This is a genomic window from Novosphingobium sp. Gsoil 351, assembly GCF_009707465.1.
Classification (GTDB): Bacteria; Pseudomonadota; Alphaproteobacteria; order Sphingomonadales; family Sphingomonadaceae; genus Novosphingobium.
The window spans coordinates 910,958-925,657 of sequence record NZ_CP046120.1; the positions used below are offsets into that span (position 1 = coordinate 910,958).

Consider the following 14,700-nt stretch of genomic DNA (forward strand, 5'->3'; position numbering starts at 1 on the left):
TTACTTCGCCACGTCGCCGGGGGTCTTGAAGTCGAGCCGGGTGTTGATCCCCAAAACCAACTGCTCGAACACGCCGACGCCCTGCTCCTTCCCGCCGAGCACCGCGCGACAGGGGATCTGGACGTGGAAATTGTCGACCCGCGCGGGATCCTGCGCGGCGATGGCAAAATCCTCGCGCTCCACGTCGAGCGCGCCGTGGTGGAGGCCGTGGTTCCACTTGGGCGAGGTGTAGCCCAGCCCGCGCATATAGAAGCGGCCGAGCGGCTCGAGCGTAACCGAAAGCGGCCCGTCGGCGGTGTCGATGGTCAGTTCGCCGCGCGCGGGCCAGCGGGTGCCCTGAATCAGCGGCGCTTCCATTCGCGCCGCCGACGTCTCGAACCAGCCGTGCGGCCCGGCCCCGTCAGGTACGACGGCGGCGCGCAGGTTCCACGGCGGTCCGTCGCCATCGGCGTTGAGGTGGAAGAACACGCTGTGGCGGGCGAAGTTCATCGGGGTCCACTGCCAGAAGAACCCGGTCGGGCGCGCTCCGGTGTGCGGCTGCGCGTCGGCGACGCCGATCGGGCGGACGCCCCACGAGCGGTCGCGGGTGCCGGTGCAGGCGCGCTGGATCGCCTCGCGCCGCCCGTCGATCTCGATCCATCCTTCATAGCGCCCGTTCTGGGTCATCCGCGTGTAGTCCATGAACGCGCGCGGCCCGATCCGGCGGGTAAACCGCGGTTCTTCCAGCGGGAAGGCGCGGCCGGTGAAAACGATGTCGGCGGCGATCCCGTTGTGCTCGGCCACAATGATCCGCAGCTTGCGGAGCGGCTCGATCACCTCGATCCGGATCGGCCCGACGGTCAGGTCCATCCGCTCCATCCCAAGCTCGCGGCTGGCGTGCAGGCAGTGCTGCTGGCCGTCGCGGATCGCGCAGAAGTGCGCGTCGGCAACGTCGAGGTGCGGATAGATGCCGAACGCCAGCGCGAAGAAGCCCGAACCGTCGGGATTGTATCCATTGAAGAAATAGCGGTCATAGAAATTGCGGTCGGTGCCCGAAAAGGCGATCGGCTCGGCGGTCTGGTGCAGCGGATAATCGTCGCCCTTGCTCAGCATTTCCTGCCCCTAGAAGCTGCGCTCAGCCAGATTGGAACACCCTTTTCCGCTCGTGTCGAGCGAAGTCGAGGGGCCAACCTACAGCGCGCCCAGACTGTCGTGCTTCAATGCAAGCTGGCAAGCCCCGCGCGCCATGTCGAGGAACATCGCGTCGCCGCGCGGGGTGCGCTCGACGAAGGCGGCGCTGAACACCGCGGTCGATACCCCGTGGAGCGCGCCGCGGCGATAATCGTCCCATACCGCGTCGCGCGCCAGCCGGACCCCATTCGCGGCCATCGTCGAGAGATAGAGCGCGACCAACTCGTCCTCGTGGGCGGCCAGTGTCGTCCCCACCCCGGCGCCGATGAAATAGGCCAGGTCGGTCAGCCCGCTGCCCACGGTAAGGGTCTGCCAATCGAGCACGCCCAGCGGTTCGGCGCCGCCCTTGATCTCGAACAGCATGTTATCGAGGCGGTAATCGCCGTGGACCAGGCACGGCTGGGCGATGGTGCGGCCGAACCAGCGGTCGATCCGCGCGGCGAGGCCGTGGCAGATGTCCATCAGTTCGGGGGCGAGCTGGCCGGCGTAGCGTTCGGCGAAGACCTGCGTGGCAAGGGGATAGGCCTGGCTTAGCGCTTCGAGCGAACCGGGCCGTGCCGCCAGCCACGGCCGCCCCGTCATCCCGGTATCGCCCCAACTTGGCGCGTGCAGCCCGGCCAGCTGGCTTACCGCCTGCCGTGCATCGGCCAGCGAGCATCCCGCAAGCTGGTTCCCGCCACGGGCCGGTCCGAGATCTTCGAAAAGCAGAACGAAACTGCCGCCGTCGTCGCTGATTTGCGCCGCCAGCGCGCGCGGGGTGCGGATCCTCAAGCCATCCACCAATTCGCCGTAGAACGCGACCTCCTTGGCATAGAGTCCGTGAGTGACCGCGGTCTGGCGGCTGGTCGGGTCGGCGGCGGGGAACTTGCCGGCCAGCGTCGCCGGGCCCGCGCCGGGCTGGTCGTAAGTCAGGGCGAAACGCGCGCTGTCCCCGACCTGGCCGGTGCCGATCGGCTGCCAATCGACCGTGGCGACGGCGCCGCGCTCGAGCGCGCCGGCGCGGCGCAAGGCCTCGGTCAGCCAGCGGGCGTCGACTTGCGCGGGGCTCGCTGGAAACGCGGCGTTCGCGATGAATTCTCTCCCCCAAAAGTCTTTTGTGCCGGAACCTTATGGACAGCAGACGCTTGGAGCAACCGGCATGGGGGAGACCCGCAGATGAACGGACCGCTCGAATGGACCGGCGCGATCGGCGCGATCATCGCCGCTGCACTGATCGCCGGCGACTTCGGCCGTCGCATCACCGGGTGGGGCTTCGTCCTGTTCAGCGTGGTGTCCGTGGCGTGGATCGTCTCGGGCCTGACTGCCAAGGACGGCATGCCGATCGCGGTGCAGAACGGCATCCTCCTGCTGATCAACCTCTACGGCGTCTGGCAATTCCTGCTCAGCCCGAAGAAGAAGCGCGAGATCGAGCGGGCGGACGAACTGGCGGAAGAGGCGAAGGAGGAGGTCGAGGCGGGGAAGGCGTAGCCATCCTATTCCCTCTCCCTTTGCGGAAGAGGATACGAAGCCTCGAGGGCGGAGCGAAGTGAAGGGGGGTGAGGCGTGGCGCCCGGCCTCGCCCCCTCACCAAGTCCTGCTAGCCGCTGGCGCGGCAGGCGCCGCTATCCTCTCCCGCATGGGGAGAGGAGTTGGTATCGACGTCACCCCCAGATCTTCACCCGCTTGTCCGGCGCCAGGTACAGCTTGTCGCCCGGCTTGACGTCGAACGCGGTGTACCAGGCGTCGATGTTGCGCACCGTCTGCGCGCGGTACTGCCCCGGGGCGTGGCCGTCGGTCGCCACGCGCCCACGCAATGCTTCGTCGCGCATCTTGGTGGCCCAGCTCTGGGCAAAGGCGATGAAGAAGCGCTGGTCGCCGGTGAAGCCGTCGATCACCGGTGGCTCCTTGCCGCCCAGCGACTCGCGATAGGCATCGTAAGCGGCCTGCAGTCCGACCACGTCGGCGACGTTCTCACCCGATTCGGCTTCGCCGTTGAGATGCAGGTCGGGGAACGGGGCGTAAGCCGAATACTGATCGGCCAGCGCCTTCGTCTGCTTCTCGAAGTTCTTGAGATCCTCCGGGGTGAACCAGGTCCGCAGCTTGCCCGTCGAATCGACCAAGGCGCCGCTCGAATCGAAGCTGTGGCTGATCTCGTGCCCGATTACCGCGCCGATCGCGCCGTAGTTGTAGGCCGGATCCGCCTTGGGATCGAAGAAAGGCGGCTGGAGAATCGCGGCGGGGAAGTTGAGCGCGTTCTGCACCGGCAGGTTGACCGCGTTGACCAGTTGCGGGTTCATCCACCATTCGTTGCGGTCCATCGGCTTGCCGAGCTTGGCGAGCTGCACCGCCGTGTTCGCCTTCACCGCGGCGATGCGGTTGGCGTAGGCGTTCTTCGCATCGGCGTTGTAGCCTGAGAAATCGCGCCACTTGTCGGGATAGCCCACCCCGACGACAATCGTCTTGACCTTGGCCAAAGCCTCTTTCTTGGTTTCGGGCGCGAGCGTGGTGATCCCCTCCACCCGCTTGGCGAAGGCGTCCTTGATGTGGCCGACCATGCCCTCGACCGTCGCCTTGGCCGAGGCGGGGAAGTACTTGTCGACATAGGCCTTGCCCAGCGCATCGCCGAGATCGACGTTGAGCGCGGCCAGCGCCCGCTTGTCGCGCGGGCGCTGCTGCGGGGTGCCCGCCAGCGCGGTGCCGTAGAACGCGAAGTGGAGGTTATCGATCTTCGCCGGCAGCACCTCCCAGTTCGAATTGATCTGGTGGAACGCCAGCCAGTCCTTCCACGCGTCGAGCGGCTCGGAGGCGACCAGCGCCGAAAGTCCGGAGATCGCGCCGGGATTGTAGGCGGCGAAAGTCTGCTGCTGGGGAAGCCCGGCGGCGGCCCAATAGGCGTCCCAATCGATCCCGGGCGCCTTGGTGGCGAAATCGGCGCGTTGCCACAGCGTGCCGTTCTTGGCGAAATCGTTGACCGCGACCTGGTCGGCGTGGGCCCGCGCGATCTTGGTCTCGAGATCGAAGATCCGCTGCGCCCGCGCCGGTGCGTCGGTCATCCCCGCCGCGGTCAGCATGTCGACGAGGTAGGTTTTGTATTTGGCCCTGAGGTCGACCATCTTTGGATCGTTCGACAGGTAGTATTCGCGCTCGGGCATGCCCAGGCCGCCCTGGAGGATGTAGGGCACGACCTCGTTTGTGGTCAGCGCCTGGGTGACGAACAATCCCAACAGGTTCTCGGTGCGCAGGTCGGTCGAGTTGAAGATGTCGACATCCACCCGGGTCTGTTCGCCGAGCACTTTGGAGAGCTGCGCCTTGTCGGTGATCGAGGAAAAACGGGCGAGATCGCCCTGGACGGGCGCGAGGCCGGCCGCGTCGATTCCCGCCTGATCCATGTAGGCGGTATAGTAGTCCTTGATCTTGGCCTCGTTACTGCCCGCTGCGGGCGAGCTCTTGAGAATGCCCGAGAGCAGTTCGTTCTGCTGGCGCTCGGTCTCCTGGAACGCGACGAAGTGCGCGCCGGTGTCCGAACGGTCGGCGGGAATCTCGGTGGTCTTCTCCCAGTTGCCGTTGGCATAGGCGTTGAAGTCGTCGCCGGGCTTGATGGTCTTGTCCATCGAGGCCAGCTTGATCCCGGCCTCGGTGCCGGGCGCAACCGCGGCGGTGTCGGTCCCCGCCATCTTGCAGGCGACAGGTCCGGCGAGGGCGGTCGCGCCGAGCAGCACGGCGGCGAGCAAAGTCTTGCGGTTCATGGAGAATCCTCTCGTGCAGGCGCGCACCGGGCGCGCAACATCGCCCAGCCCTTTAGAGACCGGTTGCCGATGTAACAAATGCCGTTGGTCGATTGGGTTCCGCGGTTTGCAGTTTTCGTTGGATCGCCCAGCTACCGCAGCGCGCGCCCGACCGCTTGCAACGCTTCGTCGGGACGCGAAACCAGCGCGATCGCCGGGGTCGGGGTAGCGCTGCCGATCGCGTTCAGCACAGCCTCGAACAAGGCGAGATTGCGCGGTGGTATCCGCACCCCTCCCCCGATGATCACGCAATCCACGGGCTGCTCCGCCAGCTTTGCACGCAGGCCGTCCAATGCGAGCGGATCGGGCGGGATGTACAACTGGTCGGCATCGTGGCCCGCGTTGCGCAAATCGGCGAGCCCCGAGACGATTCCCGAACGGATAACCTCCACGGTGACGCCGGGTGGCAATGCCGGATCGGAGAAATCGACCAGGTCGGGATCGATGCCGACCATCAGAATACGCGCCATATCCGAGTTCCTTGCCCCGCTACGCGGTCATCCCAGCCGTGCGAACGCCCCCGCCCCGGCATAGACCGCCGCTTCGCCCAGTTCTTCCTCGATCCGGATCAACTGGTTGTACTTGGCCAGCCGGTCCGAGCGGGCCAACGAGCCGGTCTTGATCTGGCCGCAGTTGGTCGCGACCGCGAGGTCGGCGATGGTCGAATCCTCGGTCTCGCCCGAACGGTGGCTCATGACTGCGGTATAGCCGGCGCGCTGCGCAATGCTCACCGCCTCGAGCGTTTCGGACAGCGTGCCGATCTGGTTGACCTTCACCAGCAGCGAGTTGGCGAGGCCCTTGCCGATCCCCATCCGCAGCCGCTCAGGGTTGGTCACGAACAAGTCGTCGCCGACCAGTTGGACGGTCGCTCCCAGCTTGTCGGTGACCGCCTTCCAGCCCTCGAAATCGTCCTCGCTCATCCCGTCCTCGATCGAGACGATCGGGTAGTCGGCGGCGAGCGCGGCCAGATAGTCCGCCATCGCGACGGGTGACAGGCTCAGGCCCTCGCCCGAGATCTCGTACTTGCCGTCCCGGAAGAACTCGGTCGCCGCGCAGTCGAGCGCGAGCGCGACTTCGCTGCCCGGCTTGAACCCGGCCTGTTCGATCGAGGCCATGATGAAATCGAGCGCGGCGCGGGTGCTGGCCAGGTTGGGGGCAAAGCCGCCCTCGTCGCCCACCGCGGTCGCCAGGCCTTTGTCGTGGAGGCCCTTCTTGAGCGTGTGGAACACTTCCGCGCCCCAGCGCACGCCTTCGGCCAGCGTCGGCGCACCGAGCGGGACGATCATGAACTCCTGGAAATCGATCGGGTTGTCGGCGTGCTCGCCGCCGTTGATGATGTTCATCATCGGCACTGGCAGAACATGCGCGGAAACCCCGCCGACATAGCTGTAGAGCGGAAGCCCTCGGGCCGCCGCCGCCGCCTTGGCCGTGGCCAGGCTTACACCCAGGATCGCGTTTGCGCCCAGCCGCGCCTTGTTGGGGGTACCGTCGAGGTCGATCATCGCGCGGTCGAGGTCGCGCTGGTCCTCGGCATCGAGCCCGAGGATCGCCTCGGCGATCTCGCCGTTGACCGCGGCGATCGCCTTGGTCACCCCCTTGCCGAGATAGCGGGACTTGTCGCCGTCGCGCAGCTCGACCGCTTCGTGCGCGCCGGTCGAAGCGCCCGAAGGGACCGCGGCACGGCCCAAGCTGCCGTCGTCGAGCAGGATATCGACCTCCACCGTGGGGTTGCCCCGGCTGTCGAGGATCTGGCGGGCGTGGACGTCGATGATCGCGGTCATGAAGGCTCCGGACGTTTGGCGCCCGCCCCCTATCGGCTGGAACCTTGGCAGGCAAGGCGCGTTCAGGGTCGCAACGATGGGGCAACCGGGGCGGCCCTTGCTGCATCCCCGGTTTGCATTACATTCAGGCGTTCCCGCGCATTCCGCGCACGGCAGGGCCGCAACGCTGGGCAAGAAGGAAACATCCATGGCCGACACCACCGATACCCCCGCCAAGCCGGCCGCGACCCCGCGTCCGCGCAAGCCCGCCGCGGCCAAGGCCGCCAAGCCCACCAAGCCGGCAGCCAAGCCTGCCGCAAAGACGGCCCGCCCGCGCAAGCCGGCGGCAGCCGCCCGCGGTAACGGCGCATCGGCCAAGCCCGCGCCGCGCGCCGAGGCCCGTTCGCGCTTCAACGCGGCGATCGAGGAAGCCAAGGCCGGCGTCGCCGCGCTCAAAACCGAGGCGCTCAACAAGGGCAGCCAGTATCGCAAGAGCGCCACGGCCGGGACGGCCGACTGGGTCGACGAAGCCAAGAACGTCGGCGAGCAGGCCCGGCAGCGCGCAGCGCGGCTGGCGCAGGACGGTAAGACCCGCGCCAGCGACGGCCTCGCCACGCTCAGCAAGACCGTTTCCGACGCAGCAGCCACGATCGACGACAAGTTGGGCAAGCAGTACGGCGATTATGCCCGCAGCGCCGCGCGCACGATCCAGGAGGCCGGTGCGAAGCTCGACGCCAAGGACCTCAACGAACTGGGCGACGATGCCCGGCGGTTCGTCAAGGAGAGCCCGGGCGCCGCGGTCGGTATCGCCGCCGTCGCCGGCTTCTTCCTGGCGCGGATGTTTCGCGGCGGCTCGAAGGATTGATCCGCGCCGGATCGATTGGCGCTCGCTCCGCGGACTCGATTGACACGCCGCCGCGCGCGCGGCCAAGGACGCGGCATGGGTGATCCTGCCGACGACGAACCCGATCGCATTCCGCCGGAAGCGGGGGAGGATCTCGATGCGGGTCCGCTCGTCGATCGGATCAAGGATCTGGCCGTCGATACCCGCACCGCGATCGAGGCCGAGCTCGCCTGGCAAAGCGCGCGCGCGGGGTATGTCGGCGGACAGATCGGCGGCATTGCCGGCTGGGGCGGACTGGCGGTGCTGTGCGCATTCATCGCACTGCTGGCGCTGGCGTTCGGCGCGATACTTGCGCTAGCTCCGCTGATCGGCGCGGCTTGGGCCACGCTGGCCGTGGTGGCGATGTTGCTGCTGGTCGCGGCGATTTCGGGACTGGTGGCGCGCAGCCGGGTGCGGCGGCTCAAGGCGACGGCCTTCAAGGCCGCACCGGACCCGGCGCCATGAGCGATCTCACCCGCCTGACCGAGTATCGCGCGCTGCGGGACGCCGCGTGGGCGATGGTCCAGGCCGATATCGACACGCTCAAGACCGAGCTGTCGGCCCACGGCATCGGCGCACGGCTCAAGGACAAGGCCGCCGAAGAAGCCCAGGAGGCGTGGGACACCGCGCGCGATGTGGCAAGCGAGCACAAGGGCGTCGTCGCCGGGACGATCCTGGCGCTGGTCGCATGGTTGCTGCGCGGTCCCATCGGCAGCGCGCTTTCATCGCTGTTCGCCGACGAAGACGAAGGCGGCGCGGAACCAGCGGACGATTGAAACGTCGAACGGGCCAGAGGAGAGTTCTCGTGAGTAACGACACCCCCAAGGAAAGCCCCAAGGATTCGTCCAAGGATTCACCCAAGGATCCCAGGGCCGCACGCATCCGCAGCAAGATAGACGCTTCGCAAAAGCGCGTTCGCGGCGAAGGCGCCCCGCGCAAGGCCAAGGCTGCCCCGCGCAAGCGCGCTTCGGGCGAAACCGGCTTCATCGAAAAGGCCATGGCCGACCATCCGCTGGCGCTGCTCGCGGGCAGCGTGGTCCTGGGCGCGATCGCCGCCAGCCTGGTCCCCCGGTCGTGGGGCAGCAAGCTGGGCAGCCGCGCGCTAGGCCTCGCGGCGATCGCAGGCGAACTGGGCGCGACCTTTGGCAGCAAGGCGTGGAGCGCCACCGCCGAAGGCGCTCGCGTCGGGCAGGACAAATTGGAAGACCTTGGCGAGTCTTTGGCCGACCGGAGCAGCCAAGCCGGTCGCAAGGCGACCGATCTGGGCCTGCTCGCCGGCAAGCGGGCGCTCGAATTGGCGGGGCTGGCGGCGAAAAACGCCCGCGACGCGAGCGACAGCGCGCTCAAGGCAATCGGCGACCTCAAGACCCGCGCGCGCCACTGATTCCGGCTGGCGCACCCCCTTGCGGAATCGGCCCTTTTCCCTAAAGCGCCGCGCCATGAACAAAATGCACCTCGTCATGGGGGGCCGCGTGAAGGATCCGCGCGGCCTCGATTTCGTCGATCTGGAAAAGATGGACCTCGTCGGGATCTATCCCGATTTCGCCAGCGCCGAAGAGGTGTGGCGCAGCCACGCGCAGCGCACGGTCGATGATGCCGAGATGAAATACGTGGTGGTCCACCTGCACCGGTTGCTCGAGCCGGACATGAAGTGAGTTCCTTTCCCCCTTCGGGGCGAGGAAAAAATCAAACGAATTCGATCTTCTTCACCACGTAGAACCGGTCGCCCGAAGGCACCGTCACCTCGATCTCGTCGTCGACCTTGCGCCCGATGAGCGCGCGGCCGAGGGGCGAATTGTAGCTGATCCGGCCGACTTTGGCGTCAGCCTCCGTCTGGCCGACGATCTGGTAGCGGATCGGCTTGTCGTCGTCGTCCAGCAAGGTCACGGTCGCACCGAACACGATCCGGTCACCCGATAGCGAAGTCGGATCGATGATCTGGGCGCGGCTGATGCGGTCTTCTAGATCGCCGATCGAGGCTTCGACCTGGCCCTGACGCTCCTTGGCCGAATGGTACTCGGCGTTCTCGGAAAGATCGCCGTGGGCGCGCGCCTCCTCGATCGCCTCGACGATCTTCGGGCGTTCCTCGCGCAGCAGCTTGAGCTCCGCGGTGAGCCTTTCGAATCCTTCCGCCAGCATCGGCAGACGGTCAACACTCGCCATTCATAACGCCTTTCTGTTGCGCCCCGGCGCTTCGCCCGCTTCAGGGAAAACCCGACCTCTGCCGCCCGATGCTCCGGGCTGGCCTCCGTCCTGTCACTGATAGGGGAAGGGAAACGCGCCTGTTTCAGCCATAGTAGTCTTGAAGCGAGCGCACTTCAAGCTGGGCCGTCCGCAAAGCCTCGATCGCCTCGGCCGCGGCGACGCTGGCCGCCGCGGTGGTGAAGTAGGGCAGGCGCCCGGTCAGCGTCGATCCACGGATCGATTGCGAGTCCTTCAAGCTCTGCCAGCCTTCGGTGGTGTTGAACACCAGCGCGATCGCGCCGTCCTTGATCCGGTCGACGATGTGCGGGCGGCCCTCGGCGACCTTGTTGATCCGTTCGACCGCGACGCCGTGCTGGGTCAGGTAGCGCGCGGTGCCGCCGGTTGCGACGATGGTAAAGCCCAGCGCCTCCAGCTTGCGCACCGCGGGCAGAATCACCGGCTTGTCGCCGTCCTTGACCGAGACGAACACCGCGCCGCCGGTCGGCAGGCGGTTGCCTGCGCCGAGCTGCGCCTTGGCGAAAGCCATTGCGAAAGTGCGGTCGATCCCCATCACCTCGCCGGTCGACTTCATCTCCGGGCTGAGCACCGGATCGACCCCGGGGAACCGCGCGAACGGGAACACCGCTTCCTTGACCGCCATGTAGGGCACGTCGCGGACGATCGTCGGCAGGTCGCGCAGCTTCTCGCCGGCCATGATCCGCGCCGCGAACTTGGCGATCGGCTGGCCGATCGCCTTGGCCACGAACGGCACCGTCCGGCTGGCGCGCGGGTTGACCTCGATCAGGTAGACTTCGTCGCCCTTCACCGCGAACTGGATGTTCATCAGCCCGCGCACGTCGAGCGCCTTGGCCAGCAGGATCGCCTGGCGCTCCATCTCGGCGACAATCTCGGGCGGCAGGCTGTAGGGCGGCAGGGTGCAGGCGCTGTCGCCCGAGTGGATCCCGGCTTCCTCGATGTGCTGCATCACGCCCGCGACCACGACCTCGTCGCCATCGGCCAGGGCATCGACGTCGCATTCGATCGCATCGCGCAGGTACTTGTCGATCAGCACCGGCGAATCGCCCGAAACGTGAACCGCGGTGGCGATGTAGTCGTCGAGCTGGGCCTGGCTGTCGACGATCTCCATCGCCCGCCCGCCGAGCACGTAGCTCGGCCGGATCAGCACTGGATAGCCGATCCGCGCCGCCACCGCGACCGCCTCGTCCCGGCTGCGGGCGATGCCGTTCTCGGGCTGCTTGAGCTTGAGCCGGGTGACCAGCTTGGCGAAGCGTTCGCGGTCCTCCGCCAGGTCGATCATGTCGGGCGAGGTGCCGAGGATCGGAATCCCCGCATCCTCGAGCGCCTGCGCCAGCTTCAGCGGGGTCTGCCCGCCGAACTGGACGATCACCCCGACCAGCTCGCCCTTCGATTGCTCCAGCCGAAGGATTTCGAGCACGTCCTCGGCGGTCAGCGGCTCGAAATAGAGCCGGTCGGAGGTGTCGTAGTCGGTGCTGACCGTCTCCGGGTTGCAGTTGACCATGATCGTCTCGAACCCGGCTTCAGCGAGCGCGAAGCAGGCGTGGACGCAGCAATAGTCGAACTCGATCCCCTGGCCAATGCGGTTGGGTCCGCCGCCCAGGATCACGATCTTGCGGCGCTCGCTCGGTTGCGACTCGTTTTCCGGTTCGCCGAAGAGGGGCGCCTCGTAGGTCGAGTACATATAGGGCGTGACCGCCTGGAATTCCGCCGCGCAGCTGTCGATGCGCTTGAACACCGGGTGGACGCCCAGCTTGTGGCGCAGTTCGCACACCTCGGCCTCGCTTGTCGCCCCGGCCATCGCCTTCAGCGCATCGTGGAGCAGGCCCGAACGCTTGGCCTGGGTTTCGCCCAGCCCGCCGGCGACGCCGACCGCGCGCACCGCCAGCGTGGCGAGGCGCTTGTCGGAAAAGCCCATCGCCTTCAGCTTGCGCAGCGCCACCGGGCCGTTGGGCAGGCCGTCGCGCTGGATCGCGATTTCGGCGGCGACGATGGCCTCGATCTGGCGCAGGAACCACGGGTCGTACTTGGTGATCGCGTGGATGTCCTCCACGCTCAGCCCCTCGCGGAAGGCTTGCGCGGCGACGAGCAGGCGATCGGGCGTCGGGCGGGCGAGCGCGGCGACGATCTCCTCGCGGTCGGCGCCTTCCAGCTCGACCACGCGGTTGAAGCCATCCAATCCGGTCTCCAGCCCGCGCAACGCCTTCTGCACCGATTCCTGGAAATTGCGGCCGATCGCCATGACCTCGCCGACCGATTTCATCGCGGTGCCGAGCAGCGCCTCGGCGCCCTTGAACTTCTCGAACGCGAAGCGCGGGATCTTGGTCACGACATAGTCGATCGTCGGCTCGAAAGCCGCCGGGGTCGCGCCGGTGATGTCGTTGGTGATCTCGTCGAGGGTGTAGCCGACCGCCAGCTTGGCCGCGACCTTGGCGATGGGGAAGCCGGTGGCCTTAGACGCCAGCGCCGACGAGCGCGAGACGCGCGGATTCATCTCGATCACGATCAGCCGGCCGTCCACCGGGTTGACCGCGAATTGGACGTTGGACCCGCCGGTCTCGACCCCGATCTCGCGCAGCACCGCGATGCTGGCGTTGCGCATGATCTGGTATTCCTTGTCGGTCAGCGTCAGCGCGGGGGCGACGGTGATCGAATCTCCCGTATGCACCCCCATCGGATCGACGTTCTCGATCGAGCAGACGATGATTGCGTTGTCCTTGCGATCGCGCACCACCTCCATCTCGAACTCTTTCCAGCCGAGCAGCGATTCCTCGATCAGCACCTCGTCGGTCGGCGAGGCGTCGATCCCGGTGCGGACGATGTGGAGGAATTCCTCGCGATTATACGCGATTCCGCCGCCGGTCCCGCCCAGCGTGAAGCTGGGGCGGATGACGGCAGGCAGCCCGGTGCGTTCGAGCACGGCGAGCGCCTCGGCCTCCGAATGCGCGATCCCCGAGCGCGCGGATTCGAGTCCGATCCGGTCCATCGCCTGGCGGAACTTCTGCCGATCCTCGGCCTTGTCGATCGCCTCTGCGTCCGCACCGATCATGATGCAGCCGTACTTGGCCAGCGTGCCATCGTTGAACAGCGCGAGCGCGGTGTTGAGCGCGGTCTGCCCACCCATCGTCGGCAGCACCGCGTCGGGCCGCTCCTTCTCGATGATCCGCGCGACAACCTCGGGCGTGATCGGCTCGACATAAGTCGCGTCGGCGAACTCGGGATCGGTCATGATCGTCGCCGGGTTCGAATTGACCAGGACGATGCGATAGCCCTCTTCCTTGAGCGCCTTGATCGCCTGCGTGCCCGAATAATCGAACTCGCAAGCCTGACCGATGACGATCGGCCCGGCGCCAATGACGAGAATCGAGGAAATGTCGGTGCGTTTGGGCATTATTTGCTCTCTGTTGGGGCAAACGCTTCGTTTCCGACGAAGCCAATCTTCGTTTTACCCGTCGCCCTCAGGGCTTTGAGCACGCAGTCTGAGACGTCGTAATCCCCACCCTCGTCAGGTCTCATCAGCGCTTGACCTCGATCGACTGTCAGCCAATGCCTTGGCGCCTTGCATTTGCTCGTAATTGCGTCGGCCTCTGCCTGAGTGAAATCGCGTACTGCCGGTTTTGTCGCGCAGGATGTCATGACGAGCGCGGCAACTCCCACCGCCAAGAACCGAACCATACTCACCCCAACATCCCCACGAACTTCTCGAACAGATAAAAACTGTCCTGCGGCCCCGGGCTCGCTTCCGGGTGATACTGCACCCCGAACGCGCGTTTGCCCTTTACCGCGATTCCGCAGTTGCTGCCGTCGAACAGGCTGACGTGGGTTTCCTCGACGCCTGCGGGCAGGCTCGCGCTATCCACGGCAAACCCGTGGTTCATGCTGGTGATCTCGACCACACCGTCCGCCTTGCGCAGCACCGGGTGGTTGGCGCCGCGGTGGCCCTGGTTCATCTTGGTGGTGGTTGCCCCCGCCGCGATGCCGAGCAACTGGTGGCCGAGGCAGATTCCGAACAGCGGCACGTCGCGGCTCAGCAGGCCCTGGATCACCGGCACCGCGTATTCCCCGGTCGCCGCCGGATCGCCGGGGCCGTTGGAGAGGAACACGCCCGCCGGGTTCAGCGCAAGGACGTCGTCGAGCGAGGTTTCGGCTGGGACGACGGTGACCTGCGCCCCGGCCTTGACCAGGTTGCGGAATATGTTGTCCTTCGCGCCGTAATCGATCGCGACGACGTGGGGTTTGCCGCTGGCCGCTGCGCTGCCATACCCCTCGCCCAGCCGCCACACGCCGCCCTGCCAGACCTCGCTGCCGGCGCGCGTCACGTCCTTGGCCAGGTCCAGCCCTTCGAGCCCGCTCCAGGCCTTCGCTCGCGCCACCATCGCCGGAACGTCGAACTTTCCCTTGGGATCGTGCGCGATCACCGCGTTGGGGGCGCCGCTCAGCCGAATCCGCCGGGTCAGCGCGCGGGTGTCGACCCCCGCCAGCCCGATCTTGCCCTGCGCCGCCAGCCACGCCGGAAAATCGCCCTCGCTGCGGAAATTCGACGGCGGCGTCGGCCATTCGCGCACCACGCAGCCGACCGCGCCGGGCGTGTCGTGGCTTTCCACATCCTCGCCGTTCGCGCCGACGTTGCCGATGTGGGGGAAGGTGAAGCACACCACCTGCGCAGCGTAGGAGGGATCGGTCATCACCTCCTGGTAGCCGGTCATCGCGGTGTTGAAGCAGACCTCGCCCACCGCGCTGCCGGTCGCGCCGAAGCCGCGGCCCCACACCACCGAACCATCGGCGAGCACCAGCACGCCGGTCGCGCCTTCTGGCTGCTGGGCCAAGGAATCTGAGGCGCGCGTAGTGGCGGGCTCGGCCATGCTCGTGGGCGCTCCGTTACAGGGTGGTTTTCCGGCGATGT

14 protein-coding genes are annotated in these 14,700 nt (G+C 66.9%); 6 read left to right on the forward strand and 8 right to left on the reverse strand.

Going from position 1 to position 14,700, the window contains the following annotated elements; genetic code table 11:
* Both GKE62_RS04310 and GKE62_RS04315 read right to left on the reverse strand, forming a co-directional pair.
* The gene (locus GKE62_RS04310) at positions 1 to 1,092 is read right to left on the reverse strand and encodes a hypothetical protein (RefSeq protein ID WP_154691153.1); all 1,092 of its coding nucleotides are present in this window, start codon (positions 1,090 to 1,092) and stop codon (positions 1 to 3) included.
* A 78-nt stretch (positions 1,093 to 1,170) separates the two neighbouring features.
* Positions 1,171 to 2,178, reverse strand: a complete 1,008-nt coding sequence (locus GKE62_RS04315; RefSeq protein WP_230206907.1) for a phosphotransferase family protein — start codon at positions 2,176 to 2,178, stop codon at positions 1,171 to 1,173.
* A 147-nt stretch (positions 2,179 to 2,325) separates the two neighbouring features.
* On the opposite strand from GKE62_RS04315, the gene GKE62_RS04320 reads away from it, so the two are divergent.
* Positions 2,326 to 2,637 (forward strand): hypothetical protein, encoded by a 312-nt coding sequence (locus tag GKE62_RS04320; RefSeq protein ID WP_154691155.1) that lies wholly within the window; start codon positions 2,326 to 2,328, stop codon positions 2,635 to 2,637.
* Positions 2,638 to 2,810: 173 nt separating this feature from the next.
* Here GKE62_RS04320 and GKE62_RS04325 read toward each other — a convergent pair whose 3' ends face one another.
* The 3 genes from GKE62_RS04325 to eno form a co-directional block, all read right to left on the reverse strand.
* On the reverse strand, positions 2,811 to 4,895 hold the full coding sequence (locus GKE62_RS04325) for a M13 family metallopeptidase (RefSeq protein ID WP_154691156.1): 2,085 nt from the start codon (positions 4,893 to 4,895) through the stop codon (positions 2,811 to 2,813).
* Between the two features lie 131 nt (positions 4,896 to 5,026).
* Positions 5,027 to 5,404, reverse strand: coding sequence for a hypothetical protein (locus GKE62_RS04330; protein WP_154691157.1), 378 nt, complete (start codon positions 5,402 to 5,404; stop codon positions 5,027 to 5,029).
* A gap of 27 nt (positions 5,405 to 5,431) precedes the next feature.
* On the reverse strand, positions 5,432 to 6,715 hold the full coding sequence (gene eno, locus GKE62_RS04335; RefSeq protein ID WP_154691158.1) for a phosphopyruvate hydratase: 1,284 nt from the start codon (positions 6,713 to 6,715) through the stop codon (positions 5,432 to 5,434).
* A 187-nt stretch (positions 6,716 to 6,902) separates the two neighbouring features.
* Here eno and GKE62_RS04340 point away from each other — a divergent pair, with 187 nt between their 5' ends.
* The 5 genes from GKE62_RS04340 to GKE62_RS04360 all read left to right on the forward strand — a co-directional run bounded on the left by GKE62_RS04340 (position 6,903) and on the right by GKE62_RS04360 (position 9,232).
* Complete coding sequence (locus tag GKE62_RS04340; RefSeq protein WP_154691159.1) at positions 6,903 to 7,559, forward strand: hypothetical protein; 657 nt, start codon at positions 6,903 to 6,905, stop codon at positions 7,557 to 7,559.
* Between the two features lie 75 nt (positions 7,560 to 7,634).
* Positions 7,635 to 8,042 (forward strand): phage holin family protein, encoded by a 408-nt coding sequence (locus GKE62_RS04345; protein WP_154691160.1) that lies wholly within the window; start codon positions 7,635 to 7,637, stop codon positions 8,040 to 8,042.
* Positions 8,039 to 8,353, forward strand: coding sequence for a hypothetical protein (locus GKE62_RS04350; RefSeq protein ID WP_154691161.1), 315 nt, complete (start codon positions 8,039 to 8,041; stop codon positions 8,351 to 8,353). Before GKE62_RS04345 ends, GKE62_RS04350 begins: the two co-directional genes overlap by 4 nt.
* 29 nt (positions 8,354 to 8,382) lie before the next feature.
* Entirely contained in the window at positions 8,383 to 8,961 is a 579-nt protein-coding gene (locus GKE62_RS04355; protein ID WP_154691162.1) for a hypothetical protein, read from the forward strand.
* Between the two features lie 55 nt (positions 8,962 to 9,016).
* Positions 9,017 to 9,232 (forward strand): DUF4170 domain-containing protein, encoded by a 216-nt coding sequence (locus GKE62_RS04360; protein ID WP_154691163.1) that lies wholly within the window; start codon positions 9,017 to 9,019, stop codon positions 9,230 to 9,232.
* A gap of 31 nt (positions 9,233 to 9,263) precedes the next feature.
* Here GKE62_RS04360 and greA read toward each other — a convergent pair whose 3' ends face one another.
* From greA to carA, 3 genes are all read right to left on the reverse strand, one after another.
* Positions 9,264 to 9,740: a transcription elongation factor GreA gene (gene greA / locus GKE62_RS04365; protein ID WP_154691164.1), complete on the reverse strand. Its 477-nt coding sequence runs from the start codon at positions 9,738 to 9,740 to the stop codon at positions 9,264 to 9,266.
* 124 nt (positions 9,741 to 9,864) lie between these two features.
* On the reverse strand, positions 9,865 to 13,188 hold the full coding sequence (gene carB / locus GKE62_RS04370; RefSeq protein WP_154691165.1) for a carbamoyl-phosphate synthase large subunit: 3,324 nt from the start codon (positions 13,186 to 13,188) through the stop codon (positions 9,865 to 9,867).
* A gap of 286 nt (positions 13,189 to 13,474) precedes the next feature.
* Positions 13,475 to 14,659, reverse strand: coding sequence for a glutamine-hydrolyzing carbamoyl-phosphate synthase small subunit (carA, locus tag GKE62_RS04375; protein ID WP_154691166.1), 1,185 nt, complete (start codon positions 14,657 to 14,659; stop codon positions 13,475 to 13,477).
* Positions 14,660 to 14,700: the final 41 nt, after the last annotated feature.

Bases quoted from the DNA above. Each gene is read 5' to 3' on its own strand.
- GKE62_RS04310 (WP_154691153.1), bottom strand. From the start codon at position 1,092: ATGCTGAGCAAGGGCGACGATTATCCGCTGCACCAGACCGCCGAGCCG.
- GKE62_RS04320 (WP_154691155.1), top strand. From the start codon at position 2,326: ATGAACGGACCGCTCGAATGGACCGGCGCGATCGGCGCGATCATCGCC.
- GKE62_RS04325 (WP_154691156.1), bottom strand. From the start codon at position 4,895: ATGAACCGCAAGACTTTGCTCGCCGCCGTGCTGCTCGGCGCGACCGCC.
- GKE62_RS04330 (WP_154691157.1), bottom strand. From the start codon at position 5,404: ATGGCGCGTATTCTGATGGTCGGCATCGATCCCGACCTGGTCGATTTC.
- eno (WP_154691158.1), bottom strand. From the start codon at position 6,715: ATGACCGCGATCATCGACGTCCACGCCCGCCAGATCCTCGACAGCCGG.
- GKE62_RS04340 (WP_154691159.1), top strand. From the start codon at position 6,903: ATGGCCGACACCACCGATACCCCCGCCAAGCCGGCCGCGACCCCGCGT.
- GKE62_RS04345 (WP_154691160.1), top strand. From the start codon at position 7,635: ATGGGTGATCCTGCCGACGACGAACCCGATCGCATTCCGCCGGAAGCG.
- GKE62_RS04350 (WP_154691161.1), top strand. From the start codon at position 8,039: ATGAGCGATCTCACCCGCCTGACCGAGTATCGCGCGCTGCGGGACGCC.
- GKE62_RS04360 (WP_154691163.1), top strand. From the start codon at position 9,017: ATGAACAAAATGCACCTCGTCATGGGGGGCCGCGTGAAGGATCCGCGC.
- greA (WP_154691164.1), bottom strand. From the start codon at position 9,740: ATGGCGAGTGTTGACCGTCTGCCGATGCTGGCGGAAGGATTCGAAAGG.
- carB (WP_154691165.1), bottom strand. From the start codon at position 13,188: ATGCCCAAACGCACCGACATTTCCTCGATTCTCGTCATTGGCGCCGGG.
- carA (WP_154691166.1), bottom strand. From the start codon at position 14,659: ATGGCCGAGCCCGCCACTACGCGCGCCTCAGATTCCTTGGCCCAGCAG.